Raw genomic sequence first — 17,759 nt, forward strand, 5'->3', positions numbered from 1 at the left:
GGTGCGGACGCGTCCAGACTACGCCCGGCTGAAAAGGTCGCCGCGTTTCTCCACTCGGGCGAGTACGTCCGGCGCCGTGAACACGAGTTCCTCGGCGCGCTCGCAGTCCTCGACCTCCTTCCACGACAGGGGGGTCGAGACAGTCGGCCGCTCCCTGGCCCGCAGCGAGTAGGGCGCCACGGTCGTCTTGGCCGGGCTGTTCTGGCTCCAGTCGATGAACACCTTGCCCGGCCTGGCCTTCTTCGCCATCACGCTGACGACCTCCTGGGGATGCTCCTTCTCCAGGAGTTGTGCCAGCCGTTTGGCGAAGGCGGAGGGCTCCTCGCGGCAGTCCCACTCGGCGTACAGCTGCATGCCCTTGTTGCCGCTGGTCTTCGGCACCGCGACGAGCCCTTCGCCCTTGAGCACCTCGCGGAGCATGAGCGCGACCCGGCAGCACTCGACGATCGTGGCGGGCGGGCCGGGGTCGAGGTCGAACACGAGCGTGTCGGGCGGCAGCGCCTCGCCGTCGTCGTCGACGCGCCACTGGGGAACGTGCAGTTCGAGCGCGGCCAGGTTGGCGTAGTAGACGAGCGTGGGCAGGTCCTCGACGACGGCGAAGTCGATGCTCTCGCGGTTCTTGGTGCTGCCGGGCGCGGGCAGGTTGACCCGCCTGACCCAGTCGGGGGTGTGGTCAGGGGCGTTCTTCTCGAAGAAGGACTGGCCGGTGACGCCGTTCGGGAACCGCTTGACGGTCAGGGGCCTGCCCGCGAGATGCGGCAGCAGGACAGGGGCGATGCGGCTGTAGTAGTCGATGATCTCGGCCTTGGTGAAGCCGTAGTCGGGATAGAGCACCTTGTCCAGGTTGCTCAGCGCCAGCTCGCGCCCGTCGACCTTGACCGGCACCTTCATGGCGTCACCTCCGAGGGGAGCTTGTCGGGGCGCAGCCCGCGCCACACGGGGTGCCGCAGCCGCTGCTCCTCGGTCCACATCGTGTAAGCCACCTCCCCGACGAGATCAGGCCTAACCCACCGGTTCCGCCACGGAACCTCGTTGCAGAACGGGCTGCGCGCGACCTCCAGCGGGCGCAGCCTCCCGTGGAGATCGTCCAGTACGGCGTCCGTGAACCCGGTGCCGACGTGTCCCACGTACGTCAGGCCTGCGCCGGTGAACATCCCCATGACCAGCGACCCGATCCCGCCGGACCGGCGGCCTTTGCCGGGCTTCCAGCCGCCGATCACGACCTCCCTGGTGCTCAGGTTCTTCACCTTGACCCACCACGGTGAGCGGGTGCCCTGCCGGTAGGGCGCGTCCAGCCGCTTGGCGACCACACCCTCCAGACCCTGCTCGTACGTGGCCGACAGCAGGTCGGAGTCGCCGGGGAAGTACGGGGGCGCACCGATGTCCAGCTCGTCGAGGAGTGCCCTGCGGTCGCGGTAGGGCAGGTCGAAGAGGGGCATGCCGTCGAGATAGAGCAGGTCGAACGGCATGTACGTGACGGGATACCGTTTCAGCATGGCCGGGTCGGGATCGGTCAGGTGCATCCGGTGTTGCAGCCGGACGAAGCTGGGCCGGCCCTGCGGGTCCAGCGCCACGACCTCGCCGTCGATGATCGCGTGCTTGACCCCAAAGCCCGAAATCTCCGGATAGCGCCGCGTGTACTCGACCCCATGCCGCCCCGTCACCCGTACGCCGTCCTCGATGTGTACGAGAGCCCGGATGCCATCCCACTTGACCTCAAGCCCGTACATGTCGCGATCAGAGGGTAGTTCCCCGGGCACAGCCAACATCGGTTCGACCGGGTATGGCATTGGTTGCCCCATGACGGGTATGTGCCCATCGGTGGACCGTTGAGTGCTGAGGAGTTGCGTATGCGCAGCATCTGGAAAGGTGCGATCTCCTTCGGGCTGGTCACCATCCCGGTCAAGCTCTACTCGGCGACCGAGCAGAAGGACGTGACGTTCCACCAGGTGCACCGCGAGGACGGCGGGCGGATCCGGTACAAGCGCGTGTGCACGGTCGACGGCGAAGAAGTCCCCTACTCGGACATCGCCAAAGGGTACGAACTCGCCACCGGCGAGGTGGTCGTGCTGACCGACGAGGACTTCGAGGACCTGCCGCTCAGCAGCTCGCGCCGGATCGACGTGCTCCAGTTCGCCCCCGCGGACCAGATCGACCCCATCTACTTCGCCAAGTCGTACTACCTGGAGCCCGACGCGCAGGGGGCGAAGCCGTACGTGCTGCTGCGCGACGCCCTGGAGAGCTCCGGCCAGGTGGCCGTGGTCAAGGTGGCCCTGCGCCAGCGGGAGTCGCTGGCCACGCTGAGGGTCAGGGACGGCATCTTCGTGCTGGAGACGATGCTCTGGCCCGACGAGATCCGCACACCCGACTTCCCGTTCCTGGAAGAGGACATAGAGGTACGCGCGCAGGAACTCAAGATGGCCGAGTCGCTGATCACCACCATGGAGTCCGACTTCGACCCGAGCGAGTATCACGACACGTACCGCGAGGCCCTGCAGCAGGTCATCGAGGCGAAGGTGGCGGGCAAGGAGGTCGTCGCCGCCCGCGAGGAGGAAGAAGCGGGACCCGCCGTGGACCTCATGGCCGCGCTGAGGGCGAGTGTCGAGGCGGCCAAGAAGGAACGCGAAGGCGAACCGGCCAAGCAGAAGAAGGCCGGCGGCAAGTCGAAGGACGAGGACAAGGCCGCTTCCAAGCGCAAGACCCGCAAGTCCGCGTAGCGCTCCACCCGGGCCGAGGAGCCGCCTGAGCGCGGGCCGGGACGCGCCCTACCTGTCGACGTGGCAGGCCGCCTCGACAGCGGAACCTGGTTCGCTCTGGCAGCGCGCCTGGACGCGGGCGTCGCGGATGTGGCTCAACACCGGCGGCAGACGGCGGCCGTTGACCGGCGAACCGCGGTCGGCGAGCACCTTCGCCTCGGTGACGGCGGCCGGTGATGGCACCGTCCCACCCTGGCCCTGGCCCGCCATCGTGTACGGCGCGCGGCCGTGCCCCGTCGCCGGGGTTCGAGGTTCACCACCTGACGTCTTCGTCCTGTGCCCGGAGGCGCTGCGGGCCGGAGACGGTTCCGGCGGCGGGGACGTTCAGGCGGAGCCGGTGTCCCGGGCGTCGCGCAGGTGCGCGCTGGACGGACACACGCCCGTCAGGGACCGCGCGCCGGACCGCCGGCCCTGCCTGGCCATGGCCGTGCGCCGGCCCGACGCGGAAGTCGAAAACGAACCCCGCCGCCATGATCAATCATCGAATCGGACAAACCGGATAATTCATAGCATTTCATTGGATAAATGTTTAATAGAAGCAATAACATTGTTAATGCCTAGCAAAATGGGGCGATAGCTGTTTGTCTCCCTTCGTGGCGGAAATGACATTCCGTGGATGACTCTTCAGCAGCCGTCCAAGACTGTTTTCTGTTTATCGGGAAACGCGAGAACGGGGCAATCGATCCTTTAGGGGGAAAACGCAATGCCCAAGCTCAAGAGTGCTATCGCAGGCCTCGCCATCAGCACGGCCCTGACTGGTGGTGCGGTCGCCGTTGGTGCGGCGACGACCTCGTCCGCCGCTGGTGCCGCCACCCAGGTCAACACCGGCACATCCGTGGTCGCGGGTGGCTGCCATGGCTGGTGGCGCTGCGGATGGCGCCGTCACCACCACCACAGGATGCATGTGAGGGTGAAGGTCCACAACAGGAACCGCAACATCAACAGGTTCCCGCGTCCGACTCCGACTCCGACGATCACCATCACCGCCACTGCTTCAGAAGACGAGTAGGGTGATCCGCCGGACGGCGCAGAAATGAGGAGTCGTCTTTCACGTACGGTCGCCGCTCGCGGGGAGCTGGAATTGGCCGGGTGAACTCTCGACTCTCGGGAACGGCCCGTGCATTCATCGCACGGGCCGGTCCTGAGCTTTGTTTCTAGGTCCTACGGCAATCACTGGTGAGGGCTCTGCCGGCATCCGTCGCGGGGCCCTCGCTGCCGTCTTGCAAGTGGTGGGCCAAGAGCTCTGTTGCATGATGCGTGGCGTAAAAGCCATGACGATGGATGTGGCCGGAAAAGGCTTGCTAATTCCAGTTAGATGGACATTGTCTCGGTTAGATGCAGGATGCGGATGAGCCGCTAGTGGGGAATCCGTGCCGCTTCCCGGCATTCTGGTATCTGCTGGTTATCCGGGAGCACAAAGAACGGGGCAATCGATCCTTTAGGGGGAAAACGCAATGCCCAAGCTCAAAAGTGTTGTCGCAGGCCTCGCCGTCAGCACGGCGCTGACCGGTGGCGTGGTCGCCGCGGGCGCGACCACGACCGCTGCCAGTGCCGCCACCCAGGTCAGCGCGGACACGTCCGTCCTGGCGGGCGGTCACTGCCACAAGCGCCGCTGCGGTTGGGGCTGGGGCCGCTGGGGCAAGTGGCGCCGGCACCACCACGGCCACGGCCGCATCCGGATCGTCATCATCAACCGGAACCACAACCACAACCGCTTCGACCACGACCGGTTCAGGTGATCGGCTCGCTCATGGTCTGAGCCCGTGGCGCAATTTCCCTGCGCCACTGTAGGAGTCCGCTGAATGCGATGTACTCCTGCATGGGAAGGGGTGCCCGCATTTGATGGGATCGACGTCATCTCTCCGTAGAAAACGACGTCCTCCCACAAATGCGGGCACTCGACTTCTCTGCCACGCCTCCACCACCGACCGCTCACCCCCGCCATCCCCTACCCCGACATCCCCACCCCGGCAGCTCCCCGCCGCTCCACCCTGACCGCCTCCCCACCCCGCTCGGGCCGGTTCCCCGCCGCTCCACCTGGTCCGCAGCGCCCTGCTCGACCAGTGCCGCCGGCCTTCACCACCGCGCGTCAACGCTTCCACCGCAGCCACCCCAGGCGGCCGGCACACGCAGGTGGGCATGTCGGCCGCGCGACCGGCATGGGCACGATCGAGGGCGCCGGCCCGGCTCCGGCCGGGGGCATGGTTCCCAGAGCACGGACGAGGGACGGTGCCGGAGCAAGAGGGGCCGAGAAGCACGGCGCCCGAAGCGAGGCGGGACGCAGCGTGCGCGGGTGGATCTCAGGGGACTGGATGGTGAGCGGGTGGCTCACGCGGTGATGATTACAGCCTGCGTGCCCCGACCCACTGGTGCGTCGGCCTGCTCGTGTGTGCGCCGGTGGCAGGCGCGCCCGTCGACCCGCCCGTGTGTCCGTGCTGCCCGCCCGTTCGTGCCCTTGCTCCCCAGCCCGTCCGGTGTTCGTCGCCGGCGACGAGGAGGCTCCCGGAGTGCGGTACGAGGAACGCGAAGTGCCCGCATCCGCTGGGTGGACGTCGAGACTCCGAAAGGAGGACGTCGGTCGCCGCGAATGCGGGCACTCTGTGGTGAACCGGAGTTCATCGCCTTGGCGGACTCCGGGGGTGGCGCAGGGAGCGCGCCACCGGGCTCAGGTTATGGCGTGAGCCCGATCACCTGAACCGGTCGTGGTCGAAGCGGTTGACGTTGTGGTTCCGGTTGACGATGACGATCCGGATGCGGCCGTGGCCGTGGTGGCGGTGACGGCCCCACTTGCCCCAGCCGCCCCACCGGGCCCCGCGGCCCCAGCCCCAACCGCAGCGGCGCTTGTGGCAGTGACCGCCCGCCAGGACGGACGTGTCCGCGCTGACCTGGGTGGCGGCACTGGCAGCGGTCGTGGTCGCGCCCGCGGCGACCACGCCACCGGTCAGCGCCGTGCTGACGGCGAGGCCTGCGACAACACTTTTGAGCTTGGGCATTGCGTTTTCCCCCTAAAGGATCGATTGCCCCGTTCTCCCATTTCCTGCGATCACAAGGATCGGCGGGAAGCGGGATCGGATGTCTCGCTAGCGATTCATCCGTGGTCTACATATATCCGAATCAATGACCAACTAACCGCAATTGTCCAGTTTTGCCGGATAGTAGAGACCTGTATGGCTTTTGTGGGGATGGCTGCCACAGCATGTGTCGTACAAATGCAGCGAGGGCCCCCTGGCTGACGCCAGTGGGGCCCTCGCCGGGAGTGCCGTGCGAGATGCGGAGAATGAGCCCGATATTCGCTGGTCGTGTTCACGTCGCCGTGTACGACGACCATTCACGGATAACGGGTGCTCATTCCTGCTCCATCAATTCGCGGTGATGTCACCAGTCACGGTTGTGGTGGTGGCGGTGGCGGCGCTCGCCGTTCTCGTTGCGGTTGTCATTGCGGATGACGACGCAGATGTTGCCGCGGTGGTGACGGCGGTGTCCCCAGCCCCAGCCGCCACCGTGGTGGCCGTGACGCTTGCACTTCTGGCGGTGGTGACGCCGGTGTCCCCAGCCCCAGCCCCAGCCGCCGTCGTCCCCAGTGACGACGGACGGGCCGGAGCGGACCGGGGTGTTGGCCTCGGCGCTGGTCGCGCCCAGGCCGACCACGCCGCCGGTCATCGCCGTGCTAAGGGCGAGGCCTGCGATAACACTCTTGAGCTTGGGCATTGCGTTTTCCCCCTAAAGGATCGGTTGCCCCGTTCTCGACGTTTCCGGGTGACCTGAAAGCAGGTCTTGGACGGCTGCTGAAGAGTCATCCGTGGAAAGTCATTTCCTGGGCTGTGGGCGGGCAAACAGGAATCACCCTATTTTGCTGTGCATTAACAATCTTATTGCTCGGCTTAAACATCTATCCAATGAAATGACATGATATGTCCGATTGTGCCGTTATCCAGAGGATCGCAGCACGGAATGGCGGATACTGCCCGTCCTGGCGTCCGGTGTCCTGGGCGCGCGGGCGCAATACCCCGATCGGTATTTGTGGTGCACGTATTCGCCGACACGATGGAATGGCGCGATCGACCGGCGGCACTCATTCGTGCGTCGGCGGGCATGCCTGAATGGGCGCGGCGTCGCCGCCCCTTCGTTGATCCCGCCATTAACGGTAAGTGCTACGGCGATTACGCTGGGTGTCGCTGGTCTGATGGTTTCCAGCCACGCCTGCCATAAACGGCAAACGATGGCTTTTGCCGCAGTCTTGGGGTGCCATGAGATCCCTTAGATGCCTATGGAGCGGTATATGCCGATATGTCCAGATCGACGGGCCCAGCATGCCCGCCCGCCGCGGCGCCGGCTGCCTCAGAAGAGCGTGGTTATCGTTGAGGAGACGGGAAGAGACGCTCCAGCGCGACCAAGGAGGCTCGATGATGACCGCGGAGCCGGTCCCGCACTGGCCGGGACGCATGATCGGCTCGGTGCACGTCCGATCCACCCAGCCGGCCCCGGGCGAGACCTGGGCCGGTTCCTCCACCGCCAGGCCACCCCACGGCGAGGGACCGGGCGCGGCGCACGCGCACGCGGTCAGGGAGGGCCCGACGGAGCAGGCCGTCTTCGTGCACGGGCTGGCGGGTTCGGCGACCAACTGGACCGATCTCATGGACGAGCTCAAGGACGAGGTCACCTGCCACGCCCTCGACCTCCCCGGCGCGGGTCACTCGCCGGTCCCCGCCGACGGCGACTACACCGTCGCGGGCCATGCCAAGGCCGTGATCGGTCTGCTGGAGCGGACGGGACCCGCCCACCTGTTCGGCAACTCGCTCGGCGGCGCGGTCTCCGTCAGGGTCGCCGCCTGCCGTCCCGACCTGGTCCGCTCGCTCACCCTCATCTCGCCCGCCCTGCCCGACCTGCTCCCCAGGTACGGTCCCGTCCGCGTGGCCGCCGCCGCGCTGCCCAGGCTGGGCGAGTGGGCGGCGAGCACGATGCGGCTGCTCCCGGCGGAGCAGCGGGTCAGCGCCTCGCTCGCCATGGTCTACGCCGACGCCGACGCCGTCCATCCCGAACGCCTGCGCGACGCCGTCGACGAGCAGCGCAGGCGCGACGACCTCCCCCACGCCGGTGAGGCCGTGATCGCCTCCGCGCGGGGCATCGTCGCCGAATACTTCCGCTTCGGCGAGGACAACCTCTGGCGCCAGGCGGCGAAGGTCGAGGCGCCGACCCTGATCGTGCACGGGCGGCACGACCGTCTGGTCCGCCCGGCCATGGCCGCGAAGGCGTACCGTACATTCCGGAAGGTCAGGCTGGTGTTGCTGCCCACGGCCGGGCACGTGGCGATGATGGAGACACCGCAGGTCGTGGCGGCGGAGGCACGCCGTCTGATCGGTGAGACTCGATTGGGGAATGCCCGACTCGCCAGCTAGGTTTCAAGGTGAGATAAGACCCCCTGCAAACGGGAGCGTAGAAAGTGTCGTTGCCACCGCTGGTCGAGCCGGCCGCAGAGCTGACCGTCGACGAAGTGCGCCGCTACTCGCGTCACCTGATCATTCCCGATGTGGGCATGGCGGGGCAGAAGCGGCTGAAGAACGCCAAGGTGCTGTGTGTGGGCGCCGGAGGCCTGGGCTCGCCCGCGCTGCTCTATCTCGCGGCGGCAGGTGTCGGCACCCTCGGCATCATCGACTTCGACGTGGTCGATGAGTCCAACCTGCAACGCCAGGTCATCCACGGCCAGTCCGACGTGGGCAGGCTGAAGGCCGAGAGCGCCGCCGCGTCAGTCCGTGAGATCAACCCGCTGGTCGACGTCGTGATCCACAACACGGCGCTGAGCACGGAAAACGTCATGGAGATCTTCTCCGGCTACGACCTCATCGTCGACGGCACCGACAACTTCGCCACGCGCTACATGGTGAACGACGCCGCGGTGCTGCTCGGCAAGCCGTACGTCTGGGGGTCGATCTACCGCTTCGACGGGCAGTCGAGCGTGTTCTGGGCCGAGCACGGGCCCTGCTACCGCTGCCTCTACCCGGAGCCCCCGCCTCCCGGCATGGTGCCGTCGTGCGCCGAGGGCGGCGTGCTCGGCGTGTTGTGCGCGTCGATCGGCTCCATCCAGGTCAACGAGGCCATCAAGCTGCTGACCGGCATCGGCGATCCGCTGGTCGGGCGACTGATGATCTATGACGCCCTGGAGATGAAATACCGCGACGTCAAGGTCCGCAAGGACCCCGAGTGCGTGCTGTGCGGGAAAAACCCGACGGTCACGCAGCTGCTCGACGACTACGAGGCCTTCTGCGGCGCGGTCTCCGAGGAGGCCGCCGAGGCCGCCAGCGGCTCCACGATCACGGCGCTCGAGCTCAAGGGCATGATGGACCGCGGCGAGAACATCTACGTCGTCGACGTCCGCGAGCCCAACGAATATGAGATCGTCTCCATCCCCGGCGCCAAGCTGATCCCCAAGGGCGAGTTCCTCAACGGCTCGGCCCTGGAGAAGCTGCCGCAGGACAAGAAGATCGTTCTGCACTGCAAGTCGGGCGCGCGCTCGGCCGAGGCGCTGGCGGTCGTCAAGGACGCCGGTTTCTCCGACGCCGTCCACGTCGGCGGCGGCGTGCTGAGCTGGGTCAAGACGGTCGACCCGAGCCTGCCCAGCTACTGACGGTCTCAAAGGGGCGCTCGCCGTGGATTCCGCACGCCCCTGGCCCACCCTGGTGACGGCCTCCGCGCTGACGCTGATCTGCGCGGTGGCCGCCGGGGTGGCCGGCAGCGCGGCGGGCACGGAGCTGACCCGCGGGCCGAGCACGGCCGAGTTGCACGCGGCGGCCCAGCGCGAGATCGCCGAGCGCTGGCGCGCCTGGCCCACGGGCCGCATCTTCCCCACCACGCTGGCCTACGCCGCTGAGCAGGGCGGGCGAGAGCGCGCCAGGAGGATCGGCATCTCGTCGCACACCTCGTGCGCGGACTCCGTGGACGCCGGGGCCGCCACGGCGTTGCGCGCGGCGGGCTGCCGGGGCGTGCTGCGGGCGACCTACATCGACGCGCTGCGCGGGGTGCTCGTGACGATCGGCGTCGTGGCCATGCGCGACGAGCGGGGTGCCCTGCAGGCCAAGTCCGCCTTCTCCGACAGCGGCGAACCCGAGCCCGGGCTGCGGCCGCTGGCCTTTCGCGGTACGGTGGCCGACCGGTTCACGCCTGCCGTACGCCAGGCGGGTTCTGTGCGCCAGGCGGGCCCCTATCTCGTGCTGACCACGGCCGGCCAGGTGGCCGGGCGCCCCGCCGACACCGTGGGCGAGCAGCGGCCCGCCATCTTCGCCTTCGCCACAGAGATCTCCGAGCACGTGCTGTCGAAGCTGAGCACGCCACGGATGCCCGACTGCACGGCCGAGGAGTGGGTGTGCTGAGGCGGGGCAGAGGCGGGGCTGTGCTGAGGCGAGGCGCGGTGGTGGCGGCGCTCGGGTCGTTGTTGCTCGCGACGCCGCCCGTCTGGGCCGACGACGTGCGGGGCGGCCAGCAGGCGGTGATCGAGACGCTCGACCTCGCCAAGGCGTGGCGCACGACCAGGGGCGCGGGGGTGCTGGTGGCCGTGCTCGACTCCGGTGTCGACCGTCGCCATCGTGACCTGGCCGGCTCGGTCCGTGTGGGCAAGGATTTCACTGTGGGCGCAAACCCGCGGGGCGTGATTCCACGCAGGTTGCACGGCACGTACATGGCCTCGCTGATCGCCGGGCACGGCCACGGGCCCGAGGGAAAACGGGGGATCATCGGCGTCGCGCCCGAAGCGCACGTACTGTCGGTAAGGGTCATCCTCGAGGATGAAGAGCCCGGTTTCCGGGAGTTCAACTCCGCCGAGCGCTTCGAGGACGTGGTGGCCCGTGGCATTCGCTACGCGGTGGACGAGGGAGCAGACGTGATCAACATGTCGATCTCCAAAGAGCTGGCGACCCGGCAGGAGCGTGCGGCGATCCGTTACGCCATCTCCAAGGGTGTCGTGCTGGTGGCCGCCGCCGGCAACCACGGCGACAACAAGATCGACGGCGACTTCGCGCCCTACTCCTACCCGGCGGCGTTCCCCGGGGTCGTCTCGGTGGGGGCGACGGACCGGCGGCTGCGGCGGGCCGCGTTCTCCAACCGCAACTCCTCGGTGCTGGTGTCCGCACCGGGCGTGGACATCATGGGCGCGGGCCCTGGCGGCCAATACTGGGTCGGCAGGGGCACCTCGCAGGCGACCGCGCTGGTGTCCGGGGTAGCCGCCCTCATTAAAGCGAAATATCCGGATATGTCGCCGCCGCTCGTCGCCCGCGCCCTCTCCACCGGCGCCACCGACCGCCCGCCCGGCGGCTACGACACCGCCACCGGCTTCGGCGTCGTGAACGCCACCAGGGCGCTGGCCGAGGCCGGCAAGCTCGCCGGGCACACCGAGACAGCCACCGGCGCCGAGGCCCACGACCCGGCCAAGCCGCTGGCCGGCGGCCACGCGGGCCCCGTCAGGGTCATCACCAGGGACCAGCGGCAGGTGACGCTCTACTCCGCCATCGCCGCAGCGGCGGGCGCCGGCGCGCTTCTGTCCCTGGCCGTCATCTTCGTCCTGGTCAGGCGCGTACGCCGGGCGCAGAGCTCACAAGAGGCATGATCCGCCTACTTAGGGGGACGAAATAGACAAGCGAACGCGGGAACGAGGCGGTGGTGAAGGCACGTAGGACGACCTCAGGGCTTCCGCGCGCCGGGGGAGAGGCCACGCAGCGACGGAGCAACCCGCTCGGCGCCGCGACCGGCCGCAGGTCACGCGTCCGCGCATGGCCCGCGGCCAATTCCCGCACGCGCACGGCGGCCCGGCAGCGCGCCCAGATGGACGACCTCAGGCAGGGCATCCGCTACCGGCGCATCTTCGTCGTGCTGCTCGGCGTCATCCTCGCCGTCTCGGCCGTCGTCGTGCTGCTGGGCTCGGTCGGGCTGGTCGCCGAGACCCGCTCGCGCCCGCTGACCGCCGCCGAGCAGAACCAGTACAAGGACGAGGAGATCGCCAGGCGCTGGCAGGCGTGGCCGGCCACGGGCGTCTTCCCGGAAGAGGTGAAGTACGTCGGCCTCGACCGCGCCCAGCAGTACGCCAGGCGCGTCGGCATCGCACCGGAGACCGACTGCGGCAAGGGCGTCGACGCCTCCGTGGCCGGGGTGCTGCGGAGCCACGGCTGCGTCACCGTGCTGCGGGCCACGTACACCGACCAGACGGCCGCGTTCGTCATCACGGTCGGTGTCGCCGTGCTGGAGGACGAGGAGTCCAGGGTCTCGGCGACGGACGAGCTCACCAAGGACGACCGCGTCGGTGTGCTGCCGGTCGCCTTCCCCGGCACGGTGACCGAGCGCTTCGGCCCCCAGCAGCGCCAGCGCACCGGCTGGGTGGGCGCGGGGCCGTACATCGTGTTCTCGACGGCGGGCTACGCCGACGGGCGCACCAGGGCCGCGGTCCCGCCCGAGGAGATCCTGCACAGTGAGTTGTGGCCGGCTGCCAGGTCGGTCGGCAACCAGATCGCCTACTTCCTGGCGGACCCGCCCAAGGTGCCGCCCTGTACCCAGGGGAACGTGTGCTGAACGCCGTACGCACGCTCACGGCCGCGCTGCTCGTCCTGGCGGGACCCGCCGCCGACCCCGTACGCGACCAGCAGCAGTGGGTGCTGGACGCGCTCAACATCGAGCGGGCCTGGTCGGTCACCAAAGGCGCGGGCGTCACCGTCGCCGTCGTGGACAGCGCGGTGGACGGCGAGGTCAAAGAGCTCAAGGGCCGCGTGACCGCCGGCCCCGACATGACCTCGGGCGCGGTGAGCCGCGAGGTGTCGCCGGGCAGGCACGGCACCGCCATGGCCGGGTTGATCGCCGGCTCGGGCGAGGACGGCGGGTTCACCGGCGTCGCCCCGGAGGCGCGCATCCTCTCGTTGCCCCTGGTCACCGACGAGGAGCCCACGATGGCCACGCCGGCGCCGGACGCGGGGCGCTCGCGGGAGAGCCCGCTGGCCCGCGCCCTGCGCTACGCCGCCAACCACGGCGCCCAGGTCGTCAGCATGTCGATCGGCTCCTACGGCCCGCTCAGGTCCGAGCGCGAGGCCGTCTCCTACGCGCTCGGCAAGGGCGTCGTGCTGGTGGCGGCCGTGGGCAACGACGGCCAGACCGACTACGCCAAGAAGGAGGACACCTCCTACTGGAGCTTCCCCGCCGGCTACCCGGGCGTCATCGGCGTGGCGGCCACCGACAAGCAGGGCAGGCGGGCGACGTTCAGCAGCGACAACCTGTCGGTGATGGTCGCGGCGCCCGGCGTCGGCGTGCCCGTGGTCAAGCGCAGGAGCGGCTACGAGATGTCGCAGGGCACCAGCTCGGCCGCCGCGCTCGTGGCGGGTGTGGCAGCGCTGATCAAGTCGCTCCATCCGAAGATGCGGCCCGAGCAGGTGGCCCAGGCGCTGTCGTCGAGCGCCAGGGGCCGGCCCGCCGCCGGTTACGACGACCAGACGGGGTTCGGCGTGGTCGACGCGGCGGCCGCGCTCAACGCCGCGGGAAGCCTGACCGGCGCGAAACGCAGCGTCGTGCCGGGGATGGAGCACTTCGGGGAGGGCGAGGACTCACCCGTCCCGGCGCCTCCGGGGCCCGACCCGCTCCGCCTGGTGTTGTACGGCGGCGGCGTGCTGGTGGCGCTGGTGGCGTTCTGCGGCGCGATCATCATGCTCAATCAGCGCAAGGAGTGAAAGGCTCCGTACGACGGGAGGAGTAAACATCCGCTATGGTCCCCCGTCATGGGATACGAGCTGCGGGTGGTGCGTGAGTCACCACTCGCCTTCGCGGAGCTCGCGAAGGCCATCGCTCCGGCCGGTTTCGAGCTGCGCGGATCTGACGAGATCGTGGCCGGTCACGGGGGCGCCGCGCACGCGGTGGCACGCTGGGACGACCAGCTGATCGGCGAGCCGGGCTCCGACTGGCAGGTGGCACAGCTCCTGCGGTTGTCGGCCGCGCTCGGCGCCCGGCTCGTGGGCGAGGACGGCGAGGTCTATGCTCTGCGTGACGGCGTCATCGAGGTCGAGGCGGGCGGCGGCACGGTGGAGATCGGCAAGTTCGACGAGATCATCGACGCCGGGCCGGCCTCATGGACTCCATGAACCCGTTCGCGGAGAAGGTGCTCGATCTCGTGGAGCGCATCCCGCCGGGCAGGGTCATGGCCTACGGCGACATCGCCGAATACCTCGGCGAGGGCGGTCCGCGTCAGGTCGGCGCGGTGATGTCGACGTGGGGCGGAGGCGTGCCGTGGTGGCGGGTCGTGCACGCGGACGGCAGCGGCGCCGCCCCTGACCACCTGCGGAGATGCCTGGCTCACTGGCGCGAGGAGGGCACTCCGCTGCGCGGCGAGCGGGTGGACATGCGACTGGCCCGCTGGGACGGGCGTTCAGCGGATTTTCAGTAAGCGGCTTGACCAGCACTTTCGCCGAACGGGCGATTCTGTGACATGTGACGCGCATTACCATGGGCAGAACACTGATGGCGGCCCGAAAGGCGGTGCCTCCCCATGGCCACCGGCGTTACAGCCCAAAGCCAGGGCGGCGATTCGCTCGCCGACCGCCTGAAGGCTGTCCAAGATCTTTGTGATCGTGGCGAGCCTCTCGAAGCGGTCATGCGAGCGGTCGGTCCAGGCGGTCGCGACGCGGCGTTCGACACCGAGGTGCTGAGCGGCCCTCTGGGGAACCGCATGGACCTCGCGGTCAAACGAGGCGCGGCGCGCCGGCGCGAGATGCTCCAGCTCATCCGCCCCTACCTGGCGGGCGTCGACGCGCGCGTCAAACGTGACCTGCCGGTCGCGCGCCGCGTCATCTGCCACCTGATCGAGCACCGCCCCGACGATGAGCTCGTCGAGGGCGAGACGCTCACCACGGTCGTGGCCGCGGCGGCCGAGCCGTCCAAGCGCATCCGCAAGGGCCTGCGCTGGTACGCCGAGCTGCCCTTCAGCGACGAGTTGCCGTCCGACCTGCTCCGGCTGCGCCGTTCCGACCTGGTCCCGGTGACCCACATCGACGACATCGTCTGGGTCGACGGCAGGCTGCGCGTCACCGGCTTCGCCTACCTGGCGGGGCTGTCCGTGCGCAGCCGCAGGTTCAACTGGGCGACCGTGGTGCTGCGCGGCCCGCGGTGGTTGCCGCCCATCCGCATGCGCACCCGCCGGGTCCTCGCCCCCGAGGCCACCCACGGGGCGCGCGAGCCCGGCTGCAACTACGACTGGTCCGGATTCACCGCGGAGCTCAGCCCGTGGTCGCTGCGCTGGCGCGGCGCCGTGCGCGGCGCGGTGTCCGCCGTGCGGCGCCGGATGCGCCACCGGCCCTCCGTGCCCGACGCCACGACGTGGCGCGCGGAGATCGTGTTCTGGAGCCGGGGAGCGCGGGCCACCGGCCTGCTGCGCGGCTTCTCGATCGGCAGGGCCGAGCGCCCGGCCGGGCGCCTGCTGAAGCCCGGCTGGTGGGCCAGGCCGGTCTGGACGTCCGACAGGGCGCTGCAGATCGTGCTCCAGCCCAACCGGGCCGAGCTGAAGGGCGTGTCCCTCGACGGCGAACGCCTCGAGCTCAAGATCTCCCTGCCCGGCCGTACGGTGACCAAGGGCCACGCCAGGCTGGGCGGTCACCGCATCGCCGCCGACTTCACGCCCTCGGGCGACGGCACGCAGGTCGTCGTCGGGCTGGCCGTGCCCGCGCTGCTGCAGGAGAAGGACGGCCGGCGGCTCTGGGTCGAGCCCAAGGGCGACCCCGCCGCGTCGGTCATGCTCGCCGACCTTGTCGAGACCCGCGCGACCGTGGGCGACCGCGAGATCACCGTGCTCGGCGACCGGCGTGACCGCGTCGTCGTCTCCGCCCACCGCATCCGGCCGGTGATCACCTCGGCGGACTGGGAAGGGCCGGTGCTCGTCCTGCGCGGCGACTATCCCGACGCGCCCGGTCCCCGCACGCTCACGTTGCGGCACAGGTCAGGGCTTTCCTACTGGATCCCCATGGATCGGTCCGGCGACGCGTTCACCGTACGCGTCGAGCCGGCGGCCATGGACCGGTTCGGCGATGCCGTGCCGCTGACGTCCGGCACCTGGAACATGTCGGTGCGCCACCCTTCGGGTGAGATCGTGCCGCTGCGCGTCGACCACGCCGCGCTGCCCGCGTTCGACGAGGACCCGCGCACGTTCGACGGGCGCACCTTCCGGATGATCTCCACGCGGTTCGACGTGCCGGTGGTGACGGTCGAGGAGGACCGGCCCGCCGACGAGCGCGGCGTGGCGGGCACCCACGTGCTGCGCCGCGTGTTCTACCCGGCCCAGCGCACCGAGCCCCTGACGGACGCGACCGCCTACGTCGTCAACGACGGGCGACTCTACGCCGACAGCGTCCGCGCCATCTACGAGGAGCGGCTGCGGCGGGGCGACGACCGCGAGCACATCTGGATCGTCAAGGACGGCGCGTTCGTGCCGGAGGGCGGCGCGACCGTCGTGCGTGCCGGCAGCCGCGAGCACCACGCGGCGCTGGCCAGGTCGCGCCACATCATCACCAACACGTTCCTGCCCACGTGGTTCCGCGCCCGCGAGGACCAGGTCGTGGTGCAGACCTGGCACGGCACCCCGGCCAAGCACCTCGGCAACGACCAGCCCCACATGCAGCGCGACCCGAAGCCGCCGATCTGGTACCGGCAGGCGGCGGAGGTGCGCGGCTGGGACCTGCTGCTGTCGCAGTCGCCGTGGGCCACGCCGGTGCTGCGCAAGGCGTTCGGTTACAAGGGTGAGGTGCTGGAGAGCGGCCTGCCCCGCAACGACGTGCTCACCTCGCCCGACCGCGACGCGCTCGCGGCGGCGGTGCGCGAGCGTCTCGGGCTGGCCCCGGGCAAGCGGGTGGTGCTGTACGCGCCGACGTGGCGTGACTACGACCGCAAGAACGCCATGGTCAAGCTCGACCTCGCCAAGGCAAGGGAGGCGCTGGGCGCCGACCACGAGATCCTCGTACGCGCCCACCCGATGCAGGCCATGCCCGCTGTCCCCGACATCGCCCGCGACGTCACTACATATCCGGACATCGCCGAGTTGCTTCTGGTGACCGACGTCCTGGTGACCGACTACTCCTCGGTCATGTTCGACTTCGTCTGCACCGGCCGCCCGATCGTGTTCTACGGCTACGACCTGGCGAAATACTCGTCGAAGCGGGGCCTCTACCTCGATCTGCCCGAGCAGGCGCCGGGGCCGGTGCTCTCGACGTCGGCCGAGGTGATCGACGCGCTGAGGTCGATCGACGAGGTGGCGGCGGCACACGCGGACCGTTACGACGCCTTCCGCGCCACGTTCGCGCCCAAGGACGACGGCAAGGCCACGGCGCGCGTGGTGGACCACCTCTTCCCCTGACGGGGCGGCCGGCCGTCAGAAGAGGTCGGGCAGGTCGGGCAGGAGGAGGCGCCTGCCGGGATCGTGTGCGGGCTCGGCGGGCGGCCGCGCCGAGCCCTCGTGAGGGGTGTGCTCCACCAGGAGATAGAGCAGCGCCGCCACGCTGGTGCCGCAGACCATCTCCCCGTCGGCGATGAGCCCGCGGACCAGGGAGAGGTGGAGCCACTCCACCCGCGTGGCCTCCGGCGGATCGGCGGGCGGCGCGACGCGGGTGGCCGACTCGGCGCGGTAGACGTGGTGCAGGCTGTCGGAGAGCCCGTTGAACGGCTGGACGGACAGCAGCGGGCGCAGCGGGCCGGGCCGCCATCCGGTCTCCTCCTCGACCTCGCGGGCCGCCGCCGCGATCGGCATCTCGCCCTCGTCGATCCGCCCGAGCGGGATCTCCCAGCCCCAGGTGTCGGTGATGAAGCGGTGCCGCCAGACCAGCAGCACCCGGTCGTGGCCGTCGGTGACGACGGCCCCCGCGCCGGGCGCGGTGCGGACGAGCCGGCGGTCGAGGTGGCGCCCGTCGGGCAGCTCCACGTCGGCGACCCTGAGGTCCAGCCGCTCGTCGGAGTAGAGCGACGTCTCGGAGTGGACCAGCCAGCGCATGACTAGAGGTTACTGGA

18 protein-coding genes are annotated in these 17,759 nt (G+C 69.5%); 12 read left to right on the plus strand and 6 right to left on the minus strand.

The window, feature by feature from the left end; translation table 11 throughout:
• Nucleotides 1-18: 18 nt before the first annotated feature.
• Both ligD (ABGB14_RS25880) and ligD (ABGB14_RS25885) read right to left on the minus strand, forming a co-directional pair.
• Nucleotides 19-891: a non-homologous end-joining DNA ligase gene (gene ligD, locus ABGB14_RS25880; RefSeq protein ID WP_347646409.1), complete on the minus strand. Its 873-nt coding sequence runs from the start codon at nt 889-891 to the stop codon at nt 19-21.
• Nucleotides 888-1,730 (minus strand): non-homologous end-joining DNA ligase, encoded by an 843-nt coding sequence (gene ligD / locus ABGB14_RS25885; protein WP_347646410.1) that lies wholly within the window; start codon nt 1,728-1,730, stop codon nt 888-890. Before ligD (ABGB14_RS25885) ends, ligD (ABGB14_RS25880) begins: the two co-directional genes overlap by 4 nt.
• 120 nt (nt 1,731-1,850) lie before the next feature.
• On the opposite strand from ligD (ABGB14_RS25885), the gene ABGB14_RS25890 reads away from it, so the two are divergent.
• The gene (locus ABGB14_RS25890; RefSeq protein ID WP_347646411.1) at nt 1,851-2,717 is read left to right on the plus strand and encodes a Ku protein; all 867 of its coding nucleotides are present in this window, start codon (nt 1,851-1,853) and stop codon (nt 2,715-2,717) included.
• A 48-nt stretch (nt 2,718-2,765) separates the two neighbouring features.
• Here the strand turns inward: ABGB14_RS25890 and ABGB14_RS25895 are convergent, their stop codons facing one another.
• On the minus strand, nt 2,766-2,939 hold the full coding sequence (locus tag ABGB14_RS25895; protein WP_347646412.1) for a hypothetical protein: 174 nt from the start codon (nt 2,937-2,939) through the stop codon (nt 2,766-2,768).
• A 520-nt stretch (nt 2,940-3,459) separates the two neighbouring features.
• Here ABGB14_RS25895 and ABGB14_RS25900 point away from each other — a divergent pair.
• Together ABGB14_RS25900 and ABGB14_RS25905 are read left to right on the plus strand one after the other, a co-directional pair.
• Nucleotides 3,460-3,765, plus strand: a complete 306-nt coding sequence (locus ABGB14_RS25900) for a hypothetical protein (RefSeq protein WP_347646413.1) — start codon at nt 3,460-3,462, stop codon at nt 3,763-3,765.
• A 445-nt stretch (nt 3,766-4,210) separates the two neighbouring features.
• Nucleotides 4,211-4,495: a hypothetical protein gene (locus tag ABGB14_RS25905; RefSeq protein ID WP_347646414.1), complete on the plus strand. Its 285-nt coding sequence runs from the start codon at nt 4,211-4,213 to the stop codon at nt 4,493-4,495.
• A gap of 948 nt (nt 4,496-5,443) precedes the next feature.
• Here ABGB14_RS25905 and ABGB14_RS25910 read toward each other — a convergent pair.
• Nucleotides 5,444-5,749, minus strand: a complete 306-nt coding sequence (locus tag ABGB14_RS25910; protein ID WP_347646415.1) for a hypothetical protein — start codon at nt 5,747-5,749, stop codon at nt 5,444-5,446.
• Between the two features lie 382 nt (nt 5,750-6,131).
• Nucleotides 6,132-6,464: a hypothetical protein gene (locus ABGB14_RS25915; protein WP_347646416.1), complete on the minus strand. Its 333-nt coding sequence runs from the start codon at nt 6,462-6,464 to the stop codon at nt 6,132-6,134.
• Nucleotides 6,465-7,159: 695 nt separating this feature from the next.
• On the opposite strand from ABGB14_RS25915, the gene ABGB14_RS25920 reads away from it, so the two are divergent.
• The 9 genes from ABGB14_RS25920 (at nt 7,160) to ABGB14_RS25960 (ending at nt 17,112) form a co-directional block, all read left to right on the plus strand.
• Nucleotides 7,160-8,152, plus strand: coding sequence for an alpha/beta hydrolase (locus ABGB14_RS25920; protein WP_347646417.1), 993 nt, complete (start codon nt 7,160-7,162; stop codon nt 8,150-8,152).
• 44 nt (nt 8,153-8,196) lie between these two features.
• Complete coding sequence (gene moeZ / locus ABGB14_RS25925) at nt 8,197-9,378, plus strand: adenylyltransferase/sulfurtransferase MoeZ (protein WP_347646418.1); 1,182 nt, start codon at nt 8,197-8,199, stop codon at nt 9,376-9,378.
• Nucleotides 9,379-9,400: 22 nt separating this feature from the next.
• Entirely contained in the window at nt 9,401-10,120 is a 720-nt protein-coding gene (locus ABGB14_RS25930; protein ID WP_347646419.1) for a hypothetical protein, read from the plus strand.
• Between the two features lie 20 nt (nt 10,121-10,140).
• On the plus strand, nt 10,141-11,349 hold the full coding sequence (locus ABGB14_RS25935) for a S8 family serine peptidase (protein WP_347646420.1): 1,209 nt from the start codon (nt 10,141-10,143) through the stop codon (nt 11,347-11,349).
• Nucleotides 11,350-11,402: 53 nt separating this feature from the next.
• On the plus strand, nt 11,403-12,305 hold the full coding sequence (locus tag ABGB14_RS25940; RefSeq protein WP_347646421.1) for a hypothetical protein: 903 nt from the start codon (nt 11,403-11,405) through the stop codon (nt 12,303-12,305).
• Entirely contained in the window at nt 12,299-13,447 is a 1,149-nt protein-coding gene (locus ABGB14_RS25945) for a S8 family serine peptidase (RefSeq protein WP_347646422.1), read from the plus strand. Before ABGB14_RS25940 ends, ABGB14_RS25945 begins: the two co-directional genes overlap by 7 nt.
• Before the next feature lie 48 nt (nt 13,448-13,495).
• Nucleotides 13,496-13,855 carry a hypothetical protein gene (locus ABGB14_RS25950; protein WP_347646423.1) on the plus strand — a complete coding sequence of 120 codons (360 nt, stop codon included), beginning with the start codon at nt 13,496-13,498 and terminating at the stop codon, nt 13,853-13,855.
• A complete protein-coding gene (locus ABGB14_RS25955) occupies nt 13,843-14,157 on the plus strand; it encodes an MGMT family protein (protein ID WP_347646425.1) in 315 nt (104 codons plus the stop codon). Before ABGB14_RS25950 ends, ABGB14_RS25955 begins: the two co-directional genes overlap by 13 nt.
• 207 nt (nt 14,158-14,364) lie before the next feature.
• Nucleotides 14,365-17,112 carry a CDP-glycerol glycerophosphotransferase family protein gene (locus ABGB14_RS25960; protein WP_347646426.1) on the plus strand — a complete coding sequence of 916 codons (2,748 nt, stop codon included), beginning with the start codon at nt 14,365-14,367 and terminating at the stop codon, nt 17,110-17,112.
• Between the two features lie 15 nt (nt 17,113-17,127).
• Here ABGB14_RS25960 and ABGB14_RS25965 read toward each other — a convergent pair whose 3' ends face one another.
• A complete protein-coding gene (locus ABGB14_RS25965; protein ID WP_347646427.1) occupies nt 17,128-17,742 on the minus strand; it encodes an NUDIX domain-containing protein in 615 nt (204 codons plus the stop codon).
• Nucleotides 17,743-17,759: the final 17 nt, after the last annotated feature.

Source organism: Nonomuraea sp. B10E15, from assembly GCF_039871615.1.
Lineage (GTDB): Bacteria > Actinomycetota > Actinomycetes > Streptosporangiales > Streptosporangiaceae > Nonomuraea.